The 15,776-nt window shown below is 71.2% G+C and carries 18 protein-coding genes; 5 read left to right on the top strand and 13 right to left on the bottom strand.

Translation table 11 applies throughout. The features are described from left to right. Positions 1-14: 14 nt before the first annotated feature. From NI17_RS12135 to NI17_RS12110, 6 genes are all read right to left on the bottom strand, one after another. A complete protein-coding gene (locus tag NI17_RS12135; protein ID WP_068692821.1) occupies positions 15-554 on the bottom strand; it encodes a hypothetical protein in 540 nt (179 codons plus the stop codon). Further along, complete coding sequence (locus NI17_RS12130; protein ID WP_170163031.1) at positions 551-1,114, bottom strand: helix-turn-helix domain-containing protein; 564 nt, start codon at positions 1,112-1,114, stop codon at positions 551-553. Before NI17_RS12130 ends, NI17_RS12135 begins: the two co-directional genes overlap by 4 nt. A gap of 110 nt (positions 1,115-1,224) precedes the next feature. Then, a complete protein-coding gene (locus tag NI17_RS12125; RefSeq protein WP_068692823.1) occupies positions 1,225-1,527 on the bottom strand; it encodes a MarR family transcriptional regulator in 303 nt (100 codons plus the stop codon). Between the two features lie 234 nt (positions 1,528-1,761). Next, entirely contained in the window at positions 1,762-2,007 is a 246-nt protein-coding gene (locus NI17_RS12120) for a site-specific integrase (protein ID WP_234402040.1), read from the bottom strand. Beyond that, complete coding sequence (locus tag NI17_RS12115; RefSeq protein WP_068692824.1) at positions 2,004-2,312, bottom strand: putative quinol monooxygenase; 309 nt, start codon at positions 2,310-2,312, stop codon at positions 2,004-2,006. Before NI17_RS12115 ends, NI17_RS12120 begins: the two co-directional genes overlap by 4 nt. 411 nt (positions 2,313-2,723) lie before the next feature. After that, on the bottom strand, positions 2,724-3,320 hold the full coding sequence (locus NI17_RS12110; protein ID WP_068692825.1) for a helix-turn-helix domain-containing protein: 597 nt from the start codon (positions 3,318-3,320) through the stop codon (positions 2,724-2,726). Between the two features lie 86 nt (positions 3,321-3,406). Between NI17_RS12110 and NI17_RS12105 the strand changes: the two genes are divergently transcribed. After that, the gene (locus tag NI17_RS12105) at positions 3,407-4,033 is read left to right on the top strand and encodes a class I SAM-dependent methyltransferase (RefSeq protein WP_068692826.1); all 627 of its coding nucleotides are present in this window, start codon (positions 3,407-3,409) and stop codon (positions 4,031-4,033) included. 37 nt (positions 4,034-4,070) lie between these two features. After that, entirely contained in the window at positions 4,071-4,577 is a 507-nt protein-coding gene (locus NI17_RS12100; RefSeq protein ID WP_068692827.1) for a DinB family protein, read from the top strand. Positions 4,578-4,910: 333 nt separating this feature from the next. Here NI17_RS12100 and NI17_RS12095 read toward each other — a convergent pair whose 3' ends face one another. Then, positions 4,911-5,414, bottom strand: coding sequence for a DUF1918 domain-containing protein (locus NI17_RS12095; protein ID WP_084012742.1), 504 nt, complete (start codon positions 5,412-5,414; stop codon positions 4,911-4,913). Between the two features lie 107 nt (positions 5,415-5,521). Next, on the bottom strand, positions 5,522-6,523 hold the full coding sequence (locus NI17_RS12090; protein WP_068692828.1) for an L-threonylcarbamoyladenylate synthase: 1,002 nt from the start codon (positions 6,521-6,523) through the stop codon (positions 5,522-5,524). 226 nt (positions 6,524-6,749) lie between these two features. On the opposite strand from NI17_RS12090, the gene NI17_RS12085 reads away from it, so the two are divergent. Continuing rightward, positions 6,750-7,061, top strand: coding sequence for a GNAT family N-acetyltransferase (locus NI17_RS12085; RefSeq protein ID WP_068692829.1), 312 nt, complete (start codon positions 6,750-6,752; stop codon positions 7,059-7,061). A 129-nt stretch (positions 7,062-7,190) separates the two neighbouring features. Here the strand turns inward: NI17_RS12085 and NI17_RS12080 are convergent, their stop codons facing one another. The 5 genes from NI17_RS12080 to NI17_RS12060 form a co-directional block, all read right to left on the bottom strand. After that, positions 7,191-10,139, bottom strand: coding sequence for a glycoside hydrolase family 48 protein (locus NI17_RS12080; protein ID WP_068692830.1), 2,949 nt, complete (start codon positions 10,137-10,139; stop codon positions 7,191-7,193). A gap of 854 nt (positions 10,140-10,993) precedes the next feature. Continuing rightward, the gene (locus NI17_RS12075; protein ID WP_068692831.1) at positions 10,994-11,320 is read right to left on the bottom strand and encodes a hypothetical protein; all 327 of its coding nucleotides are present in this window, start codon (positions 11,318-11,320) and stop codon (positions 10,994-10,996) included. Between the two features lie 80 nt (positions 11,321-11,400). Beyond that, positions 11,401-12,288, bottom strand: a complete 888-nt coding sequence (locus tag NI17_RS12070) for a deoxyribonuclease IV (RefSeq protein WP_119267558.1) — start codon at positions 12,286-12,288, stop codon at positions 11,401-11,403. A gap of 75 nt (positions 12,289-12,363) precedes the next feature. Then, on the bottom strand, positions 12,364-12,867 hold the full coding sequence (locus NI17_RS12065) for an LURP-one-related/scramblase family protein (protein WP_119267557.1): 504 nt from the start codon (positions 12,865-12,867) through the stop codon (positions 12,364-12,366). A gap of 77 nt (positions 12,868-12,944) precedes the next feature. Further along, positions 12,945-13,919 carry a 2-dehydropantoate 2-reductase gene (locus NI17_RS12060; RefSeq protein WP_084012744.1) on the bottom strand — a complete coding sequence of 325 codons (975 nt, stop codon included), beginning with the start codon at positions 13,917-13,919 and terminating at the stop codon, positions 12,945-12,947. A 208-nt stretch (positions 13,920-14,127) separates the two neighbouring features. Between NI17_RS12060 and NI17_RS12055 the strand changes: the two genes are divergently transcribed. After that, a complete protein-coding gene (locus NI17_RS12055; RefSeq protein ID WP_068692834.1) occupies positions 14,128-14,967 on the top strand; it encodes a Nif3-like dinuclear metal center hexameric protein in 840 nt (279 codons plus the stop codon). A 48-nt stretch (positions 14,968-15,015) separates the two neighbouring features. Next, positions 15,016-15,759 carry a zinc ribbon domain-containing protein gene (locus NI17_RS12050; RefSeq protein WP_068692835.1) on the top strand — a complete coding sequence of 248 codons (744 nt, stop codon included), beginning with the start codon at positions 15,016-15,018 and terminating at the stop codon, positions 15,757-15,759. Positions 15,760-15,776 lie beyond the last annotated feature (17 nt).

Here is a 15,776-nt window from a genome sequence, read left to right as displayed (position 1 = left end):
TCGGCGTGACCGTCTCACCTGTAACGCATCGCGGCTTCGGCTCGCTTGGTGAAGTCGGCGGGAGAAACGATGCCCCGACCTTTCCACCCGTTCGGACGACCGAGAACGAGCAGGTCACTGTCGTTGCTGACGATCAGAGATGCATCGGTGAAGGCAGCCAGGTCGAGGATGAGATTGTCCTCGGGGTCCTCGCAGTCATGTTGCGTCTGCGGGACGTCACCGTAGTAGCCGCCTCCGGACAGTTCAGCCAGATCGCAGATGAGATCGATGTAGGTGTTCACATCCGATTCCATCCATCCTGCGCCGATCAGCTTGTGATCGACCATGGCGAGGATGTGCTCGCTGACCTCCAAGGCATATCCCCGTCCCAAGATCCCTCCGTCGCGGATGACTCCGAGGACGTGCAGGCTTGGATGCACCCGCCGGGGAGGAAGTGACGGTATGCCGTCGAACTTCAGCGGGTCACCGAGAACCTCCAGGTTGTTGCCGCTGACAGCGTCAATGTAGACGTTGGCGTCCAGTACGACACCCAGAAGGGAACCTCCATCGTTCACTGACGCCGGCCCCTTGTCCTGCGACGTACCCGCTCCAAAGATGCTTCCTTCTGCTCGGGAGTCGCTGCACGCCAGCTCTCCTTCGCTCCATCCTTGGCTGCGGTTCCTTGGCGCGAGGAAGTCATTGCCTGGGCAACGTGGTCGAGTCCGGTGTCAACACCGTCGGCGAGTCGCGTTCGACGCTCCGCAAGCGCGAGCACGTCCGCGGTCAGCAGCCTCCAGTGCGTGCCCACACGTGTTGCGGTCAGATCGCCGCGCTCGATGAAGCGGTACACCATGGGCCGGGACACGCCGAGTAGTTCTGCCGCCTGCTGTGGGCTGAGTATCACGTCGTGGCTGATGACGGAGACGCGTTGGCCGTTCGCCCTGGCAAGGGCGATCGCCCGGAGAGCGCGTAGTTCGTCTCCGTCGAGTCGGTACTCTTCTCCGCCGGGTAGTCTCAGCGCCACCTGTGCTGTGTCGCTGAGGATCTGGCTGATCGCTGCTCGGGTGGCTTCCCGCTGCTCTTCCGACGCCAGCGGAGCGATATCCTCCACCACTCTGTTCAGTGTTGTGGCCATGTCACCCTCCTCATTAACTGTAATAAGTGTAACCTCCTGGCGGTGTCGGTGTACAAGGATCGGGAGAGGTCTCACGCTCGGACATAGACCAGAAACCTGGTGGGTGATCATCAGATCCGCTTCGCGGACCGGCGGTTCCATCGCGTCCGAACACCGTGGCGTTTGAGGATGGCGCTCACCGTCTGCCGTGTGATGCCGAAGCGTTCGCCCAGCGTGTAGACGTTCGTGCCTGCTTGGTAGGCGGCAATCAGCTCGTTGACTTCGTGGGGCTTGAGGCGCTTCGCGGTGCCCGGCTTCTTCGTGGGCCTCCTCCGCTGGGGGAGTGGTGCCGTCGGTGCGGGCAGCTCGCGGAGGAGTGCTTCGAACTTGGTCGCGAGCTGGGCCGGGTTGTAGTTGGTTTGCCCGGGGTCCACTCTTCCGTGAGCATGAGAAACGCCCCCTGACCTGCGCAGACAGGCCAAGGGGCGTTCTTGTGCGTCGGTGGTTGTCTACGAATGGCGATGGGCAGTGGTAGGTACCTGCGCTGAATACGCGCTGAGTCCTTAGCCTCTTCTCAGTGCCTCCTCGATCTGCTTCTTGGCGCATTCTTCCTCACCGACCAGGCACTTGGCGTAGATCCGTTTGAGCACGGCGACGCTGTGGCCTGCTCACTGGGCGACCAGGGTCTCCGACACTCCGGCGATGAGCGATGTGGAGACGCAGGTGTGACGCAGCGAGTAGGCGTTGCGGGCCGGCGGGGAACGCTGTTCGGCCTCGCTGAGTGTTTGCTCGCGCGCCCACTGCCAGGCCCTGCGATAGGTGACCGTCGGCAGTGGGCCGCCGTGTACTCCGGTGAATAGCCGCCAGTCGGGGGCAGAGCCGAACTGCTCCAGGTTCTGGTACTCCTTACTCACCCCGCCACGCCCTTGGCGTCCCGCAGGCTCAGGAAGTCCACCGAGAAGGACTCCAGGTACTGGCCGCGCTCCTGGAGGAAGCGCCGCACGTGCGGCTGCTCCTCGTGGGTCTCGAAGGCCGCCCGGTCGGCGTACATCTCGTAGAAGACCCGCTGCAGCGGTTCACCGGCCACCTCGTGCACCGCGTAGACCAGCGTGCCCGGCTCGCTCTCCCGGATTCTGGGCAGTGTTTCGGCCACGAGCGCATCGAACCCCTGCGCGCTGGCCTCGTCCTTCAGGACGAACTTGACCACCAGACCGAACACGGCGACTCCTTCGGTTGGCTCTACGCGTTTGGCTGTCCGCATTTATGGTGCGGCAAACACATTCCAAACCCGAGTCCGACGCCGAACACGGCCGAGAAACCTGGTTCGGACTCTGACTGTCAGCACTGCCGAATTGGGCTGTGTGGGATCAAGGCGACGGCGCTGCGCGCCGTCGCAACGTCTGGGGGTGACTCCGGTTGTGGGCTGCCGCCCGGTCCGGAGCCACCACCCCCAGACGGCTGCGTTGCCTAGGGTCCACTTCGCTCCGAAGTGACCCTGTTCGGGGATTTCGGCCACCTCGCCGGGGCGCTTCGTTGTTTCCTTTGGGGCGATCCCCGGCCTCCGGTGTGCGTTCGCGCCCGCTCGCCTTCGGCGAGGGGCTGTCGCCGTTCCGGGGGCGGCCATGGCGGGTCAGTAAGGCGAGGGCTCGGCCCCCGGGCCGGTGCGCACGTGCGCGCGCACTCCCTGCAGGCCGAACAGGATGAGGAGCTCGACCGCGCCGCCGTCGGCGCTGCCCAGCCAGTGCGGCAGGGACGTGGCGAACTCGGCCGCCTCCCCGGGCGACAGCGTCAGGTCGCGTTCTCCGAGCACCAGCCGCAGGCGACCGTTGAGCACGTACAGCCATTCGAAGCCTTCGTGCGTCTTCGGGGCCGGTTCGAGCGGTTCCGGCCGAGCCGGAATGATCATCTTGAACGCCTGCGTACCGCCCGGCCGCCTGGACAGCGGAACGAACACCATCCCGAACCGCCGGATCGGTTTCAGATGGATCCGGGGGTCACCCGTGCGCGGGGCGCCGACGAGGTCGTCCAACGGGACGTCGTAGGTACGGGCCAGCGGCAGCAGCAACTCCAGGGTCGCTCGGCGCCGACCGCTCTCCAGCCGCGACAGGGTGCTCTCCGACACCCCGGTTGCCGCCGCCAGATCCGCGAGGGTGATGCCGCGGGCACGACGCAGGGCGCGCAGGCGCGGGCCCACCACGCCGAGTACGTCTTCCGTTGCGCGGTCCACGCGACCAGCTTGCCATAACCGCAAGATTTCGTGCCGAGGACAGCGGAAACGATGAGACTGGGCGCATCCCGACACAAGGAGTCCCGATGAGCACCACCGATGCGGCCACGTTTTGGGACGGCGTCCACGCGGCCCGACCGGCGACCGCCGACCCGCGGCCGAACCTCCGACTCACCGAGACGGTCACGGGTCTGCCGCCCGGCCGTGCGCTGGACCTCGGCTGCGGCACCGGCGGCGACGCGCTGTGGCTCGCCCGCCGGGGGTGGCACGTCACCGCTGTCGACGTCTCGGCCGTGGCGGTCGAGCGACTCGCCGGCCTCGCCCTCTCCCACGGCCTGGACGGCCTGGTCGTCGCCGAGCGGCACGACCTGCAGGTGTCCTTCCCGCGGGGCCGGTTCGACCTGGTCTGCGCCCACTACCTCCACACCCCCGTGGACCTGGACCGGGCGAGCGTCCTGCGCACGGCCGCGCACGCGCTGCGCCCGGACGGGCGGCTGCTGGTGGTCGACCACGGCTCGACCGCGCCGTGGTCGTGGAACCAGGATCCCGACGTCCGCTACCTGACCCCGCGCGAGGTCGCCGCGGGGATCGGTCTGGACCCGGCGGAGTGGACGGTCGAGCGGGCCGAGGCGCCCCGCCGGATCGCGACCGGTCCGGGCGGGCACACCGCCGAGGTCACCGACCACGTTCTGCTCGTCCGCCGCGCCGCCTGACCCGGAGCCGGGTCCGCGTCCCACGAAGGAGACCACCATGCCCACCGCCTCGCGCCGCGACCGCCGCGGCGACACACCGCCGCCCCGGACCGGAGGCAGCGAAACCGACGTTCTGCGCGGGTTCCTCGACTACCTGCGGACCTCGATCGCCGCGAAGGTCGAGGACGCGCCCGAACCACAGGTCCGCACGGCCGGGGTGCCGTCAGGCACGAACCTGCTCGGCCTGCTCCAGCACCTGACCTTCGTTGAGCGGTCGGTGTTCCTCGGGGACGTCGTCACCGACTGGTCGGCGACCTTCCGGGCCGCGCCTGCGGACAGTGTGGCCGACGTCGTCGCCCGCTACCGGAGGGCGGTCGCGTGCGCGAACGACGTTCTCGACGGGTGCGCCGACCTGGCCGCACCGCTTCCCCGGCCCCGGTCGCTGCCCGGGCGCCCCGCTCCCAGCGCCCGTTGGGCGCTCGTCCACATGATCGAAGAGACCGGCCGCCACGCGGGTCACGCTGACATCCTCCGCGAACTGATCGACGGCGCCACCGGACGCTGACTCCACCCCTGTTCCCAGGACGGGAGCGCACCTGACCCTCGCGTCCTGGCGCTCCTCGCGATTCTCCCCCGACTCGCGGGAACGGTGGCGACTGTCGTGCCCACCTTCCTCGTGACGGTCGGTGCTGAGCTGTACCGGGTTGTGTGAGTCCGTGGTGTGTCCCGCCGGTTCCGGGCCTCGTTCGTGGGTGAGCGGTCGTGTGGACAGGGCCACACGCGGACGCCCGGGGCCACTTCGGGGCCACGTTCGGTGAGGTGGCCGCCTGGTCCGCCGGGCAGGGCTGCGGCGTCCCCGGACCGGGAACGCCGCCTCTCTTCCCGCCACCCGAAACCGTCAGGTGGGCTGCCACGGTGTCCCGGTGCGGTCGACGATGTCGTCGGCCGCCACCTGGCGCAGTTTGTGGGCCAGGTCGGACAGGGCGCGCGACACCGCCAGTTCGTCGCCGATCTCCGGGACGTCGACGTCCTCGGGGTGCTTGCGCGCCTCGCCGTGGCCGCGCAGGTTCGCCCACTCCCCCGAGACCGGCCGGGCCTCGGCCAGGGTGCGCACCGAGCCGTCCTCGTTCTCCTCCGACACCACGACGTCGACGTTCCACCGCTTCGCGGTGTGCATCGGCCGCAGGTCCGTCCGGACATCCTCGCCGCGGCCCGAGACGGCGGGCTTGACGTGGGCGTCGGGACCCGGGTAGAGCAGGGTCTCGCGTCCGTCGTCGAGCCACCGTACCCGGTAGGGTGGCGCTCCGTCCCTGCCCCGGATCGCGATCACCACTCCCTCGCGGGCCGGAAGGTCGTCGCGCGGGCCTTCGACGACCAGTCGGTCTCCAACCTGAGCTCTCATCGGCCCTCCCCCCATCGCCGATACGCTCTCATCTTCCACGATCGCAAAAACAGCCCCGGGCGGCAAGCCCGTATGTCCGGAAAACCCCTGTTCAGACAGGGTGGAGGTCAGTGCGACCGGGAGGCGCGCAGCAGGCGGTCCCGCACGGCCAGACCGATCCCCACCGGCGCCGGGGGAACCGCGACGACCACGTCGGCGCCCGCCGCGTCGACGTCGCGCAGCCGCTGGTACAGCACCCGGGCGTAGTCGCGCGCGCTACCCACCGCGGCCAGCGGCAGCGCCTCGCCCGGCAGGTCGGCGGGCAGGACCTCGGCGAGCACGGCCACCTGGTGGCCCTTCTCCACCCACCGCGCGACCGTCTCGGCGGCCTCGGGGGCCTCGGCCAGCACCACCCGCGCTCTGGGGGCGTAGTGCGCCGCGAGCATCCCCGGCGCGCGGGCCGGACCGGTGGGGGTGGCCGCCACGGGCAGGCCGGTGACGGCGGCGATGTCGTCGGCGGTGACGGCGCCGGTGCGCAGCACCGCGAGGCGGTCGCCGTCGATCTCGACGATGGTGGACTCCACCCCGACGGCGCACGGCCCGCCGTCCACCACCAGATCGACCCGCTCGCCCAGGTCGGCGGCGACGTGCGCGGCCGTGGTGGGGCTCACCCGACCGAAGCGGTTGGCCGAGGGCGCGGCGACGCCGCCGCCGAACCGCTCCAGCAGTGCGCGCGCGACGGGCTGGTCGGGCACCCGCAGGCCCACCGTGGGGCGTCCTCCGGTCACCGCGTCGGGCACCCGCTCGGAGCGGGGCAGGACCATGGTCAGCGGCCCGGGCCAGAAGGCGTCCGCCAGCGCGCGGGCGGACTCCGGAAAGGACGCGGCCCAGTCGCGGGCGGTCGCGGCGGAGGCCACGTGCACGATCAGGGGGTGGTCCGCGGGCCGTCCCTTGGCGGCGAAGATCCGCGCGACCGCGGACGGGTTCGCGGCGTCGGCGCCCAGTCCGTAGACGGTCTCGGTGGGGAAGGCCACGAGTCCGCCGCCGCGCAGCACGCGCGCGGCCCGCTCCAGCGCCTCCTCCGACACGGCGAGCACGGACGGCCGTCCCGTCGCGACGCTGTCGCCCATCGCCCCTCCTCGCGTCCTCGTGGCAGCCGCCCCGGAAACCGGGACCGCCCACCATGCTATTGCCGCCGCGGGGACGGAGCGGCTGTCCCGGCGGTGCGCGAGTGACCGGACGGCTACGGGGAAGAGGACGTCTTCAGTGGATTTTTCGGAGAACGGCGTCGCGGGGGCCGGGGTTGCACCGGACGGAACGCGGCGGCCGCTTCCGGCACCCTTCGGGAGGGAAGCCATGGACGTCAAGGTGACCGACGTGCCCGGGAACAAGCGGTACGAGGCCCGGGGCGACGGTGGGGAGACCGCCGGCTTCGCCGAGTACCGGACCACCACCGACGGACTGGTCGTCTTCACCCACACCGAGGTGGACCCGTCCTACAAGGGGCAGGGGGTGGGCGGACGCCTGGTCCAGGGGGCGCTGGACGACGTGCGCGCGCACGGCATGCGGGTCCTTCCGGTGTGCTCCTTCGTCAGGAAGTGGATCGAGCGGCATCCCGACTACGCCGACCTGGTCTACCGGGTCGAGGAGAGCAGGGTCACCGACTGAGTGCCCGACCGCGGACACCGAAGAGCCGCCCCGCGCGGTGCGCGGGGCGGCTCGGGGTGGCGGGCGATCCGCGGCGGGGGAGCACTTACACCACCGCGGACCGCCGATCAGGGGACGGACCGGTCAGGCTCAGGAGGAGCCGAACAGTTCGTCGTGGGCGGCGAACGCCGTGGCGATCTCCACCTGGGACCAGAAGCGGTGACGCTCCACGATCGGAGGTTCGACGTTCTCCGGGTCGTTCAGGTGCGCCTCGACCTCCGGCCACAGCGGGTCGTCCAGGTAGAACGACCGGATGGACAGGAAGGTCGCGCCCGGCTCGATGACGTCGCCGTTGGGCATGGTGCCGGACCAGCCGTCGGGCACGTAGAGGCCCTCCTCGCCGTCCCACGGGTCGTCCAGGCGGTCCCAGCCCGGCTGCTCGGGGGTGGCGATGCCGATGCCGTCCCGGTGCGCCAGCAGGGCGTCCAGCAGACCCTCACCGGTGGCCAGGGCGTCGGCGTCGCCCGAGCGCTCGGCGTAGTACAGCAGGGTCTTGGCCAGGGCAGCGGCCACGCCGACGTCCTGGCTCTGGGAGACGACCTCGACGTGCAGGTTCGGGTTGCCGGTGGAGGTGCCGGTCCAGGTGTCGGGCTGGCCCGACCACTGCAGGTCGGAGGGGACCCGGAAGTCCTGGCCGCCGCCGTCGGCGTCCACGTCGGTGTGCTCGATGGCCCACGGCACCCACTTGTCGAGGATGGCCTCGGCACGGGAGTCGCCGGTCACCTGGTAGAGCTGGGCGACGCGCTCCATGTTCCACACCTGGAAGCCGAACCAGTTGTTGGACGGCGGGTCGTTCCAGACCGGCTGCCAGTCGTAGTACATGCCGTAGAACTGCGGCAGGCCGGACGGCGGGGAGCTGTAGTCGCCCTTCCAGCTGTTGGTGGCGCCACCGGCGATGCCGCCCTCGGCGGACTGCAGCCACTGCAGGAACTCCAGCTGGCGGTCGAAGCTGGTCTCCCAGTCGTCGACGCCGGTCGGGGAGTCGGGCTGCAGCTCGGGAACCTGCGACAGGGCGTAGGCGGCGAGCACGTTCTGGTAGCCCTGGTGCGAGGAGCTGGAGCCGATGCGCCACGCCCACGGGGAGGACTCGTCGAGCGAGCCGCCCCAGGCGTAGTACCAGGACATCAGGTAGTGCGCGCTGTTCTTGCCGGTGCCGGCCGGGCAGGAGGAGGCGCCGACGCAGTCGCCGATCTCCTTGAAGTACTTGTCGAACATCGCGTACCGCAGGTAGTCGCCCATCATGGACGCCTTGTCCAGCAGGCCCGCGATCTCGGCCTCGTTGCCCTGCTCCTCGGCCCACTCGTGCGCCCAGAACATCACCTGGACGGCGCGCGCGTCGGCGTCCGGCGCGTTGGTGTAGCGCCACTGCTCGGCGTATCCCTGGTCGTCGGTGAACAGGTCGAGGTAGCCGTTGGGGCCGCCGTGCGTGAAGTCGTCACACGAGGGGTGCGGGATGGTCTCCCACACCGACTCGCGCGAGCCGCGCTGGTAGGTGTTGATGTAGGCGGGGGCGTCGTCGGTGCCGTCGCCGCAGAACCCGAAGCCGTAGACGTTGTCCACGTCCAGCAGCCAGTGCATGCCGTAGACCTCGTCGGTGCCGTAGGTGCTGCTGAGCTCGTTGGCGATGGGGTCCTCACCCACCGGGACGCCGCTGTCGAGCTGCGACGGGTAGCCGTCGGAGTTCGGGTGCTCGGGGATGTAGGTCGCCGGGGAGCTCGGGTCGTAGGCGGCGTTGGTGGGCTGGTCGGCGGTGCCGGGGATGATGAAGGTCTCCATCGACTCCCAGGCGTCGTGCAGCGGGTCCCAGTCACCGGTGACCCGGCCGTAGTAGGCCTCCAGCCACAGGTAGTAGCTGAACGCCTCGGACGTGGTCTGGTGCCCGTGGTCGGGAGCCTCGACGATCATGGTCTCCACCGAGTGGTAGGGGACCAGGAGCCCGTCGAACTCGCGGAAGTAGCCGCTGGCGGGGTCCTTGATCTTCTCGTACTGCTCCAGGAACGCCTCGTCGTAGGAGGAGGTGTTCGGGTCGATCTCCCGCACCGTCACCTCGGCGGGGTCGTGACCGGGCGCGCTGACGGTGAAGACCGCCTCGGCCAGGTCGCCGCCGTTGTCGGCGGAGGCGACGGTCACCGTCTGCGGGTCGTCCCAGTTGCTGGAGGTGAACTGCAGTTGGGCGCCGCCGGAGACGGTCAGGTCCGAGCTGCCGGAGGAGCGCGCGACGGTGGCCGTGACGCTGCCCGAGGGCTGGTTGGACAGGCTCACCTCGAACTCGGCGGTCTCGCCCTGACGCACCCGCACGGTGCTCGGGGAGGCGAGTACGGCGGCCGCGTCCAGCACCCGCACGGCGGCGGGGGTGGAGACGGTGCTGTCACCGTCGTCGTCGTAGGCGACGGCGGTCACCGAGTACGCTCCGGCCTCGGCGTCGTCCCAGGTGAAGCTGTAGGGGGAGGTGGTGTCCGAGCCGAGCACGGTGTCGTCGGCGGCGAACTCCACCCGGTCGATCGAGCCGTCGGGGTCGGAGGCGGTGGCGGTCAGCTCGATCGGCTCGTTGACCAGGAAGGTCGAGTTGTCCGCGGGAGCGGTCAGGGTGACCTCGGGCGGCAGGTTCTCGGGCTCTGCGCCGTTGCAGGTGACGCCGTTGACCGTGAAGCTCTGCGGAGCCTCGTTGGAGCCGCTGTAGGTGCCCTGGAAGCCGAACGACGTGGTGCCGCCGGGGGCGATGGTGCTGTTCCAGGCGGGGTGCTGCACGGTGACGTTGGCGCCGCTCTGGTTGAAGACGCCGTTCCAGCCGTTGGTGATCTGCTGGTTGCCGGGGAAGGTCCAGCCCACCGTCCAGTTCTCGATGGGGTCGCTGCCTTCGTTGGTCACCGTGACGTTGGCGACGAACCCGCTGCCCCAGTCGTTGGAGTCGTCGTAGTTCACGGAGCAGGCGACGGCGGCGTGCGCGACGCCGGGGGACAGCAGCGCGGCCGCCATCGCCGCCGCGAGCGCGCCCGATACCAGCGTTCGCCGGCGTCGGGGGGACAGTAAGGGTCTCATGGTCGGAAAAACCTCCGGATTTCCCGGTCCCGGAGCCGCCGTGCCGGTTCTTTGGCACGCCGAGAACCGGCGCGACCGTGCTGTGGGGACCGCGTCGTCACGAGAATTTCGGTGAGTGGGAGGATGGCCGCGGCAACGGAAGCAGCCGTCACGGCCGCGGCGGTGACAACGGCGTTCTCGGGCTCCGTGGGGAGGCCGGACGGCGCTGTGCTGAGGTGGGGGATGGGAAACCGGCGGAACACCGGTTCCGGTTGTTCTCCTCTCTCGACGGGCCACTGGTCTGGGAGCGCTCCCAGACTTCTGGGCGCGGGCGCGGTCTCTCCTCCGGGATGGTGGGGGCTCGCCCCGGAGGAGAGGGAACCGTGTGGCCTGAGTCACGGGAGCGCTCCCAGGCAGGAGGTTAACGCTCCGCATGGGTGATGTAAACCCCCTGTAAAGGGGAAAACTGTCGAATCTGTGGTTCCGCGCACACCCTGTGTCGTGTCTGCCCTGCTGGGGGCGTTCCGCGCTCCGGGCGGACGCAGGGCCGCCGCTCCCGACCGCCGTGCCCCTCACCGCCGTCGCGGTGCCCGCGCCGGCGTCGGACGCGGCCCCGGTCGACCCGGTCGCCACCGGAGCCAGGGGCCGGGCACTGCCGGAGAGCGGCTACGCCCGCACCGGAACGGCCTCCGACGCGGTCTGCGCGGCCACGCTCGTGGCGGGGACGACGCAGGAGGAGCGCGGGCCCTTCGGAGGGGGCCGGTCCCGCCGGGGCGCCCGCGGCCGACCCGACCGGACGCGGGGAGGCGCCGCGGGGGCGCCCGCGGACCCACGGGGGCGGCGCGGCGGGAAGCGCCGCGCCCGCGGAGGAAGGGTCACTCGCCGTCCACGATGTCGGGAACGTAGTACTCGTCCACCGGGACCGGACCGCGGTAGCCCTGGCACATGCACCGGCGGTAGGTGTGGCCCCGCTCGCCGGTCCACCGGCCCGGGATCACCACCTGAGCCTGGCAGGTCCGGGTCTTCTGGTCGTGGAAGACCAGGTGGTGCCCGCAGCCGCAGACCGGTTGCGGACCGCGCGGAGCCCGCTCGACCGCCGTCTGCGGGGACTCGCCGCGCGGACGGCGATTGGGCAGGAGACGTCCGACCAGAACACCCCCCAGCGCGATCATCGCGCCGACCACCAGACTCACGGGATCCATGGCGGTGTGTCCTCCAATCGCGGTCCCTCCCCATTCTGACCCATCCGTCCGCCGAATGGACTCCCACCCGCGAACACCCCTCACGGGGCGGTGGAGGAGGCCCCTGACCGGTCGGGGGCGCCCGCGCGCAGCCGCTTCAGCGTCGCCACGTCGCGGGCGTGCGGCCCCTCGGGGCCGGGCGTCTCCACCACGAGCGGAACCCCCGCCGAGACCGGATGCGTGAACAGTTCCGCGAACGGCTCGGCCCCGATGTGGCCCGAGCCGATGCCGGCGTGCCGGTCCCGGCGGCTCCCGCAGGGCGCCGCCGAGTCGTTGGCGTGCACCAGGCGCAGCCGGTCGGCGCCGACGACCTCACCGAACCGGTCCAGCATCGCCCGCATCCCGGCCCGGGTGGAGATGTCGTGGCCCGCCCCGTACATGTGCGCGGTGTCCAGGCACACCCCGACCCCGGGATGGCCGTCCAGGGCGTCCAGATAGGCGACCAGGTCGTCCACGGTGGCGCACAGCACCTGCCCCTGCCCGGCCATCGGCTCCAGCAGCACGGGGGGCGCGTCGGAGCCCAGCGCCTCCAGGACCGGCAGCAGCCGCGCCCGCACCCGCTCCAGCCCCGCGGCACGGCCGCCGCGGACCGCCGAGCCGGTGTGCACCACCACGCCGCGCGCACCGATCTGCGCGCCGCGGCGCAGCGTGTGCTCGAGCGAGGCGACGGATTTGGCGGCCACCTCGTCGTCGGGGGAGCCCAGGTTGATCAGGTAGCAGGCGTGGACGAAGACGGGCAGGTCGACGCGTGCGCGCAGCAGCGCGTCCTGCTCGGGGACCCCCGGAGGGCAGGCCCAACCGCGCGGGTTGGTGACGAAGACCTGGACGACCTCGGCCTCGACCGCGTCGGCGTAGGGCAGCCCGCGTCGGGCCAGCCCGCCCGAGACCGGCACGTGCGCTCCGACGGGACAGCGGGGTGGATGCGCCATGGCCGCCCAGCCTAGCGCCCGCCCAGGCCACGGGAGGACCGGGGCGGGCGGGACGCCTCCCGCCCGCCCCGTCGGTCAGTCCTCGCCGTCTCCACCGGTGAGCGCGTCCACGCACACCGCGACGCTGAGCACCAGGGCCACGTCGCCGCCCGCGTCGGAGCGGTGCGTGTTGACGTCCACCGCGTAGGTGTCGCGCAGCCGGAACCACCTGCGGGAGACGATCGCGACCGGCCCGTGCTCGTCGCCGATCGTGTACTCCTTGCCCAGGAAGTCCCCGACGACCTCCCACTCGCCGCCCGATGCGAGCTCCACCACCAGCTTGTCCCTGACCGGGTTGAACATGCGCTTGCGCACGGTCGCCACGGTGTCGCCGCCGCGGGAGACCGTCATCGTGTCGCGTACCGCCAGCAGCCGCTCGCGGATCCGGTAGACCTCGTCGCCGTCCGCGTCCCGCAGTTCGAAGGTCTCCCGGAGCCGCAGCGCCTTGCCGTCCACGTGGAAGACACGGTTGCCCTCCTCGTCCTCCACCCAGTAGTCCTCGCCGACGTCGAAGATGCGCTCGCGTACCAGGAACCTCACCGCGGCCCTCGTCCCTTCTCGATGGATCGACACAGCGACGTTACCGGGTCACTGCCCCCGACCGGCGCGAGGGAACATCAACCGACCCCGGTCAGCGTCGACTGCACGCCCACCGATCCCCCGTCGTCCAACGCGCGCAGCAGCGCCAGCACCGCGCGGTTCAGTGGCACGGGGATGCCGTGCCGGTCGGCGGCGCGCACCACCGCACCGGTGATCAGGTCGTGCTCCACCGCGCGCCCGGCCATCCGGTCCTGCAGCATCGAGGTGCCGCTGTGCGGGTGCATCGCGGTGAAGAAGTCGAGGGTCTGCTCCACGTCGCCGACCTCCAGTCGCGCTCCCTCGGCCTGCCCCACCAGCACGGCCTCGGTGAGTATGCCGCGCGCCAGTTCCCGCACGTCGGGACGGTGCAGCACGCCGACACGGCGCAGGGTGAGCGCGGTCAGCGGGTTGGCGGCCAGGTTGATCAGCAGTTTGCGCCAGGCCGCGGTGGTGAAGTCCCGTTCACACGTCACCTCCACCTCCGTTCCGGCGAGCAGCCGCGCCAGCGCCGTCCCCGCCTCCCCCGCCGGGACGGCGACGCGGCGTCCCCACCGGTGGCGGACGTGCCCGTGCGTGAGGCGTTCCGCGCTGACGTAGACCAGCGCCGGAAGCAGTTCGCCCAGGGCCAGCAGGGGGCCGATGCGCTCGTGGTGGTCCACCCCGTTCTGCAGCGCCACGACCGTGGTCGAGGGACCGGTCAGCCGCCGGAGCCAGGTGAGCGCCCGGGGCGTGTCCTGGGCCTTGGTGGCCAGCAGCAGCCAGTCCACCGGCGCGGAGACCATGTCGGGGCTGGTGGTCACGGGAAGACACAGGCGGCGCCGGCGGCCGTCGCGCTCCACCGTCAACGAGTCCAACGGGCGGCGCACACACAGGGTGACCCGGTGTCCGGCCTGGTGGGCGGCTTCGGCCAGGAGCGCGCCGACCGCTCCCACGCCCAGGACGGCGACGCGTTGTGCGCGTTCGGGGAGCTGTGCGGCGCGCGGGGAGGTCTCAGCGGTCGTCGATTCGGTCAACGATTTCCTCCAGAAGCGAGAACCCGCGGGTCTCGCGGGCCGACCCGATGCTCGGACCGGTGTGTTTCGGTGGCGTGACCGGTGCCGAAATCGGTCGTTAAGTCATTTCCCGGGGGCTTTCCGGAAATGATGGCGCCGACGTGCGCCGAGACCTGCTCCGCGCGCCCCGATCCGAGGCGTTACGCTGCCCTGCGTGACTTCTTCACCGTTGACGCTGCACGAGGTGACCGCGGCCTTCGAGTCGGTCTACGACCCCGCCTGGGCCGCGTCCTGGGACGCGGTCGGCCTGGTGTGCGGGGACCCCGGCCAACCCGTCCGCAGGGTCCTGTTCGCGGTGGACCCGGTGGCCGAGGTCGTCGACGAGGCCGCGCGGTGGGGCGCCGACCTGGTCATCACCCACCACCCGCTGCTGCTGCGCGGGGTCACCAGCGTGGCCGCCACCACGCCCAAGGGCCGTCTGGTGCACCGCCTGATCAGCTCCGGCACCGCCCTGTACACCGCGCACACCAACGCCGACACCGCGGCTCCGGGCGTCTCCGACGCGCTGGCCGCCGCGGTCGGCCTGGACGGGCCGCTGCGGCCGCTGGACCCCGATCCCGCCGACCCCGAGGGCAGACGCGGCATCGGACGGATCGGGGAACTCGCCGAGCCGACGACGGTGCGCGACTTCGCCGCCCGGGCGGCGCGGGGACTTCCCGCCACCGCCACCGGGCTGCGCGTGGCCGGGGACCTGGACCGGCCGGTGCGCACGGTCGCGGTCTCCGGGGGAGCCGGGGACTCCCTGCTGGGCGCGGCCCGCGCCGCCGGAGTGGACGTGTTTCTCACCGCCGACCTGCGGCACCACCCGGCGTCGGAGTTCGCCGAGCACGGCGACGTCGCGCTGGTCGACGCCGCGCACTGGGCGACCGAGTGGCCCTGGCTCGCCGAGGGGGCGGCCCGGCTTGTCGACGCGTTGGGTGGGAAGCGGGCTAACGTGGAGACCCGCGTGTCCACGATCGTCACCGACGCCTGGGAACAGTCGTTCGGCGCCACCGTCACCCCCGCGTGACCGGGCCCGCGCCGACACCGCCGTCTTCGAGAACAGAACAGAGGACAATTGAAAGCAGAACCCGCCCACCAGGTCCGCCTGCTCGACCTCCAGGAGATCGACGTCGAACTGGACCAGCTCAACCACCGGATGCGCACGCTCCCCGAGCACGAACAGATCCAACGGCTGGACACCCGGCTGACGGAGCTGCGCGACCGGCTGGCGGTCGTCGAGACGGAGCTGCGCGACCTCGACCGCGAACTGCGCAAGGCCGAAAACGACGTCGAACAGGTGCGCGCGCGAGCCGAACGCGACACCCGACGGTTGGAGGCCGGGCACGTCTCCTCTCCCAGGGAGCTGGAGAGCCTGCAGTCGGAGATCGCCTCGTTGGGGCGCCGCCAGAGCGAACTGGAGGACATCGTCCTGGGCGTGATGGAGCGCCAGGAGAACGCCGAGGGGCGGCGCGCCGAACTGGAACGGGACATCGCCGAGGTCGCCGCCGAGCGGGAGGCCGCCGACAACCGCCGCTCCGAGGCGGTCCTGCGGATCGGAGACGAGCAGGACTCCGCCGCCCGGCGGCGCTCCCGTGTTGCCGAGGAGATCCCCGAGGAGCTGCTCGGCCTCTACCAGAAGCTGCGGGAGCAGAACGCCGGGATCGGCGCTGCGGCGCTGCGCTACGGTCGCTGCGAGGGCTGCAAGCTGGAGCTGAGCAGGGCCGAGCTGCGTGAGATGCGCGATGCTCCGGCGGACGAGGTGACGCGCTGCGAGAACTGCCGCCGCATCCTGGTGCGCGTCGCGGACTCGGGGCTGTGATCTTGGCGGAGCGGGAG

Source organism: Thermobifida halotolerans (assembly GCF_003574835.2).
In the GTDB taxonomy this organism is placed as follows: domain Bacteria; phylum Actinomycetota; class Actinomycetes; order Streptosporangiales; family Streptosporangiaceae; genus Thermobifida; species Thermobifida halotolerans.
Note: the sequence above shows the minus strand (reverse complement) of the source record. Positions and strands in the feature narration are given on the sequence as shown.

Coding starts and splice junctions, on each gene's coding strand:
- NI17_RS12130 (WP_170163031.1), bottom strand. CDS start 1,114: ATGGCCACAACACTGAACAGAGTGGTGGAGGATATCGCTCCGCTGGCG.
- NI17_RS12105 (WP_068692826.1), top strand. CDS start 3,407: ATGAGCACCACCGATGCGGCCACGTTTTGGGACGGCGTCCACGCGGCC.
- NI17_RS12100 (WP_068692827.1), top strand. CDS start 4,071: ATGCCCACCGCCTCGCGCCGCGACCGCCGCGGCGACACACCGCCGCCC.
- NI17_RS12095 (WP_084012742.1), bottom strand. CDS start 5,414: ATGAGAGCTCAGGTTGGAGACCGACTGGTCGTCGAAGGCCCGCGCGAC.
- NI17_RS12090 (WP_068692828.1), bottom strand. CDS start 6,523: ATGGGCGACAGCGTCGCGACGGGACGGCCGTCCGTGCTCGCCGTGTCG.
- NI17_RS12085 (WP_068692829.1), top strand. CDS start 6,750: ATGGACGTCAAGGTGACCGACGTGCCCGGGAACAAGCGGTACGAGGCC.
- NI17_RS12080 (WP_068692830.1), bottom strand. CDS start 10,139: ATGAGACCCTTACTGTCCCCCCGACGCCGGCGAACGCTGGTATCGGGC.
- NI17_RS12075 (WP_068692831.1), bottom strand. CDS start 11,320: ATGGATCCCGTGAGTCTGGTGGTCGGCGCGATGATCGCGCTGGGGGGT.
- NI17_RS12070 (WP_119267558.1), bottom strand. CDS start 12,288: ATGGCGCATCCACCCCGCTGTCCCGTCGGAGCGCACGTGCCGGTCTCG.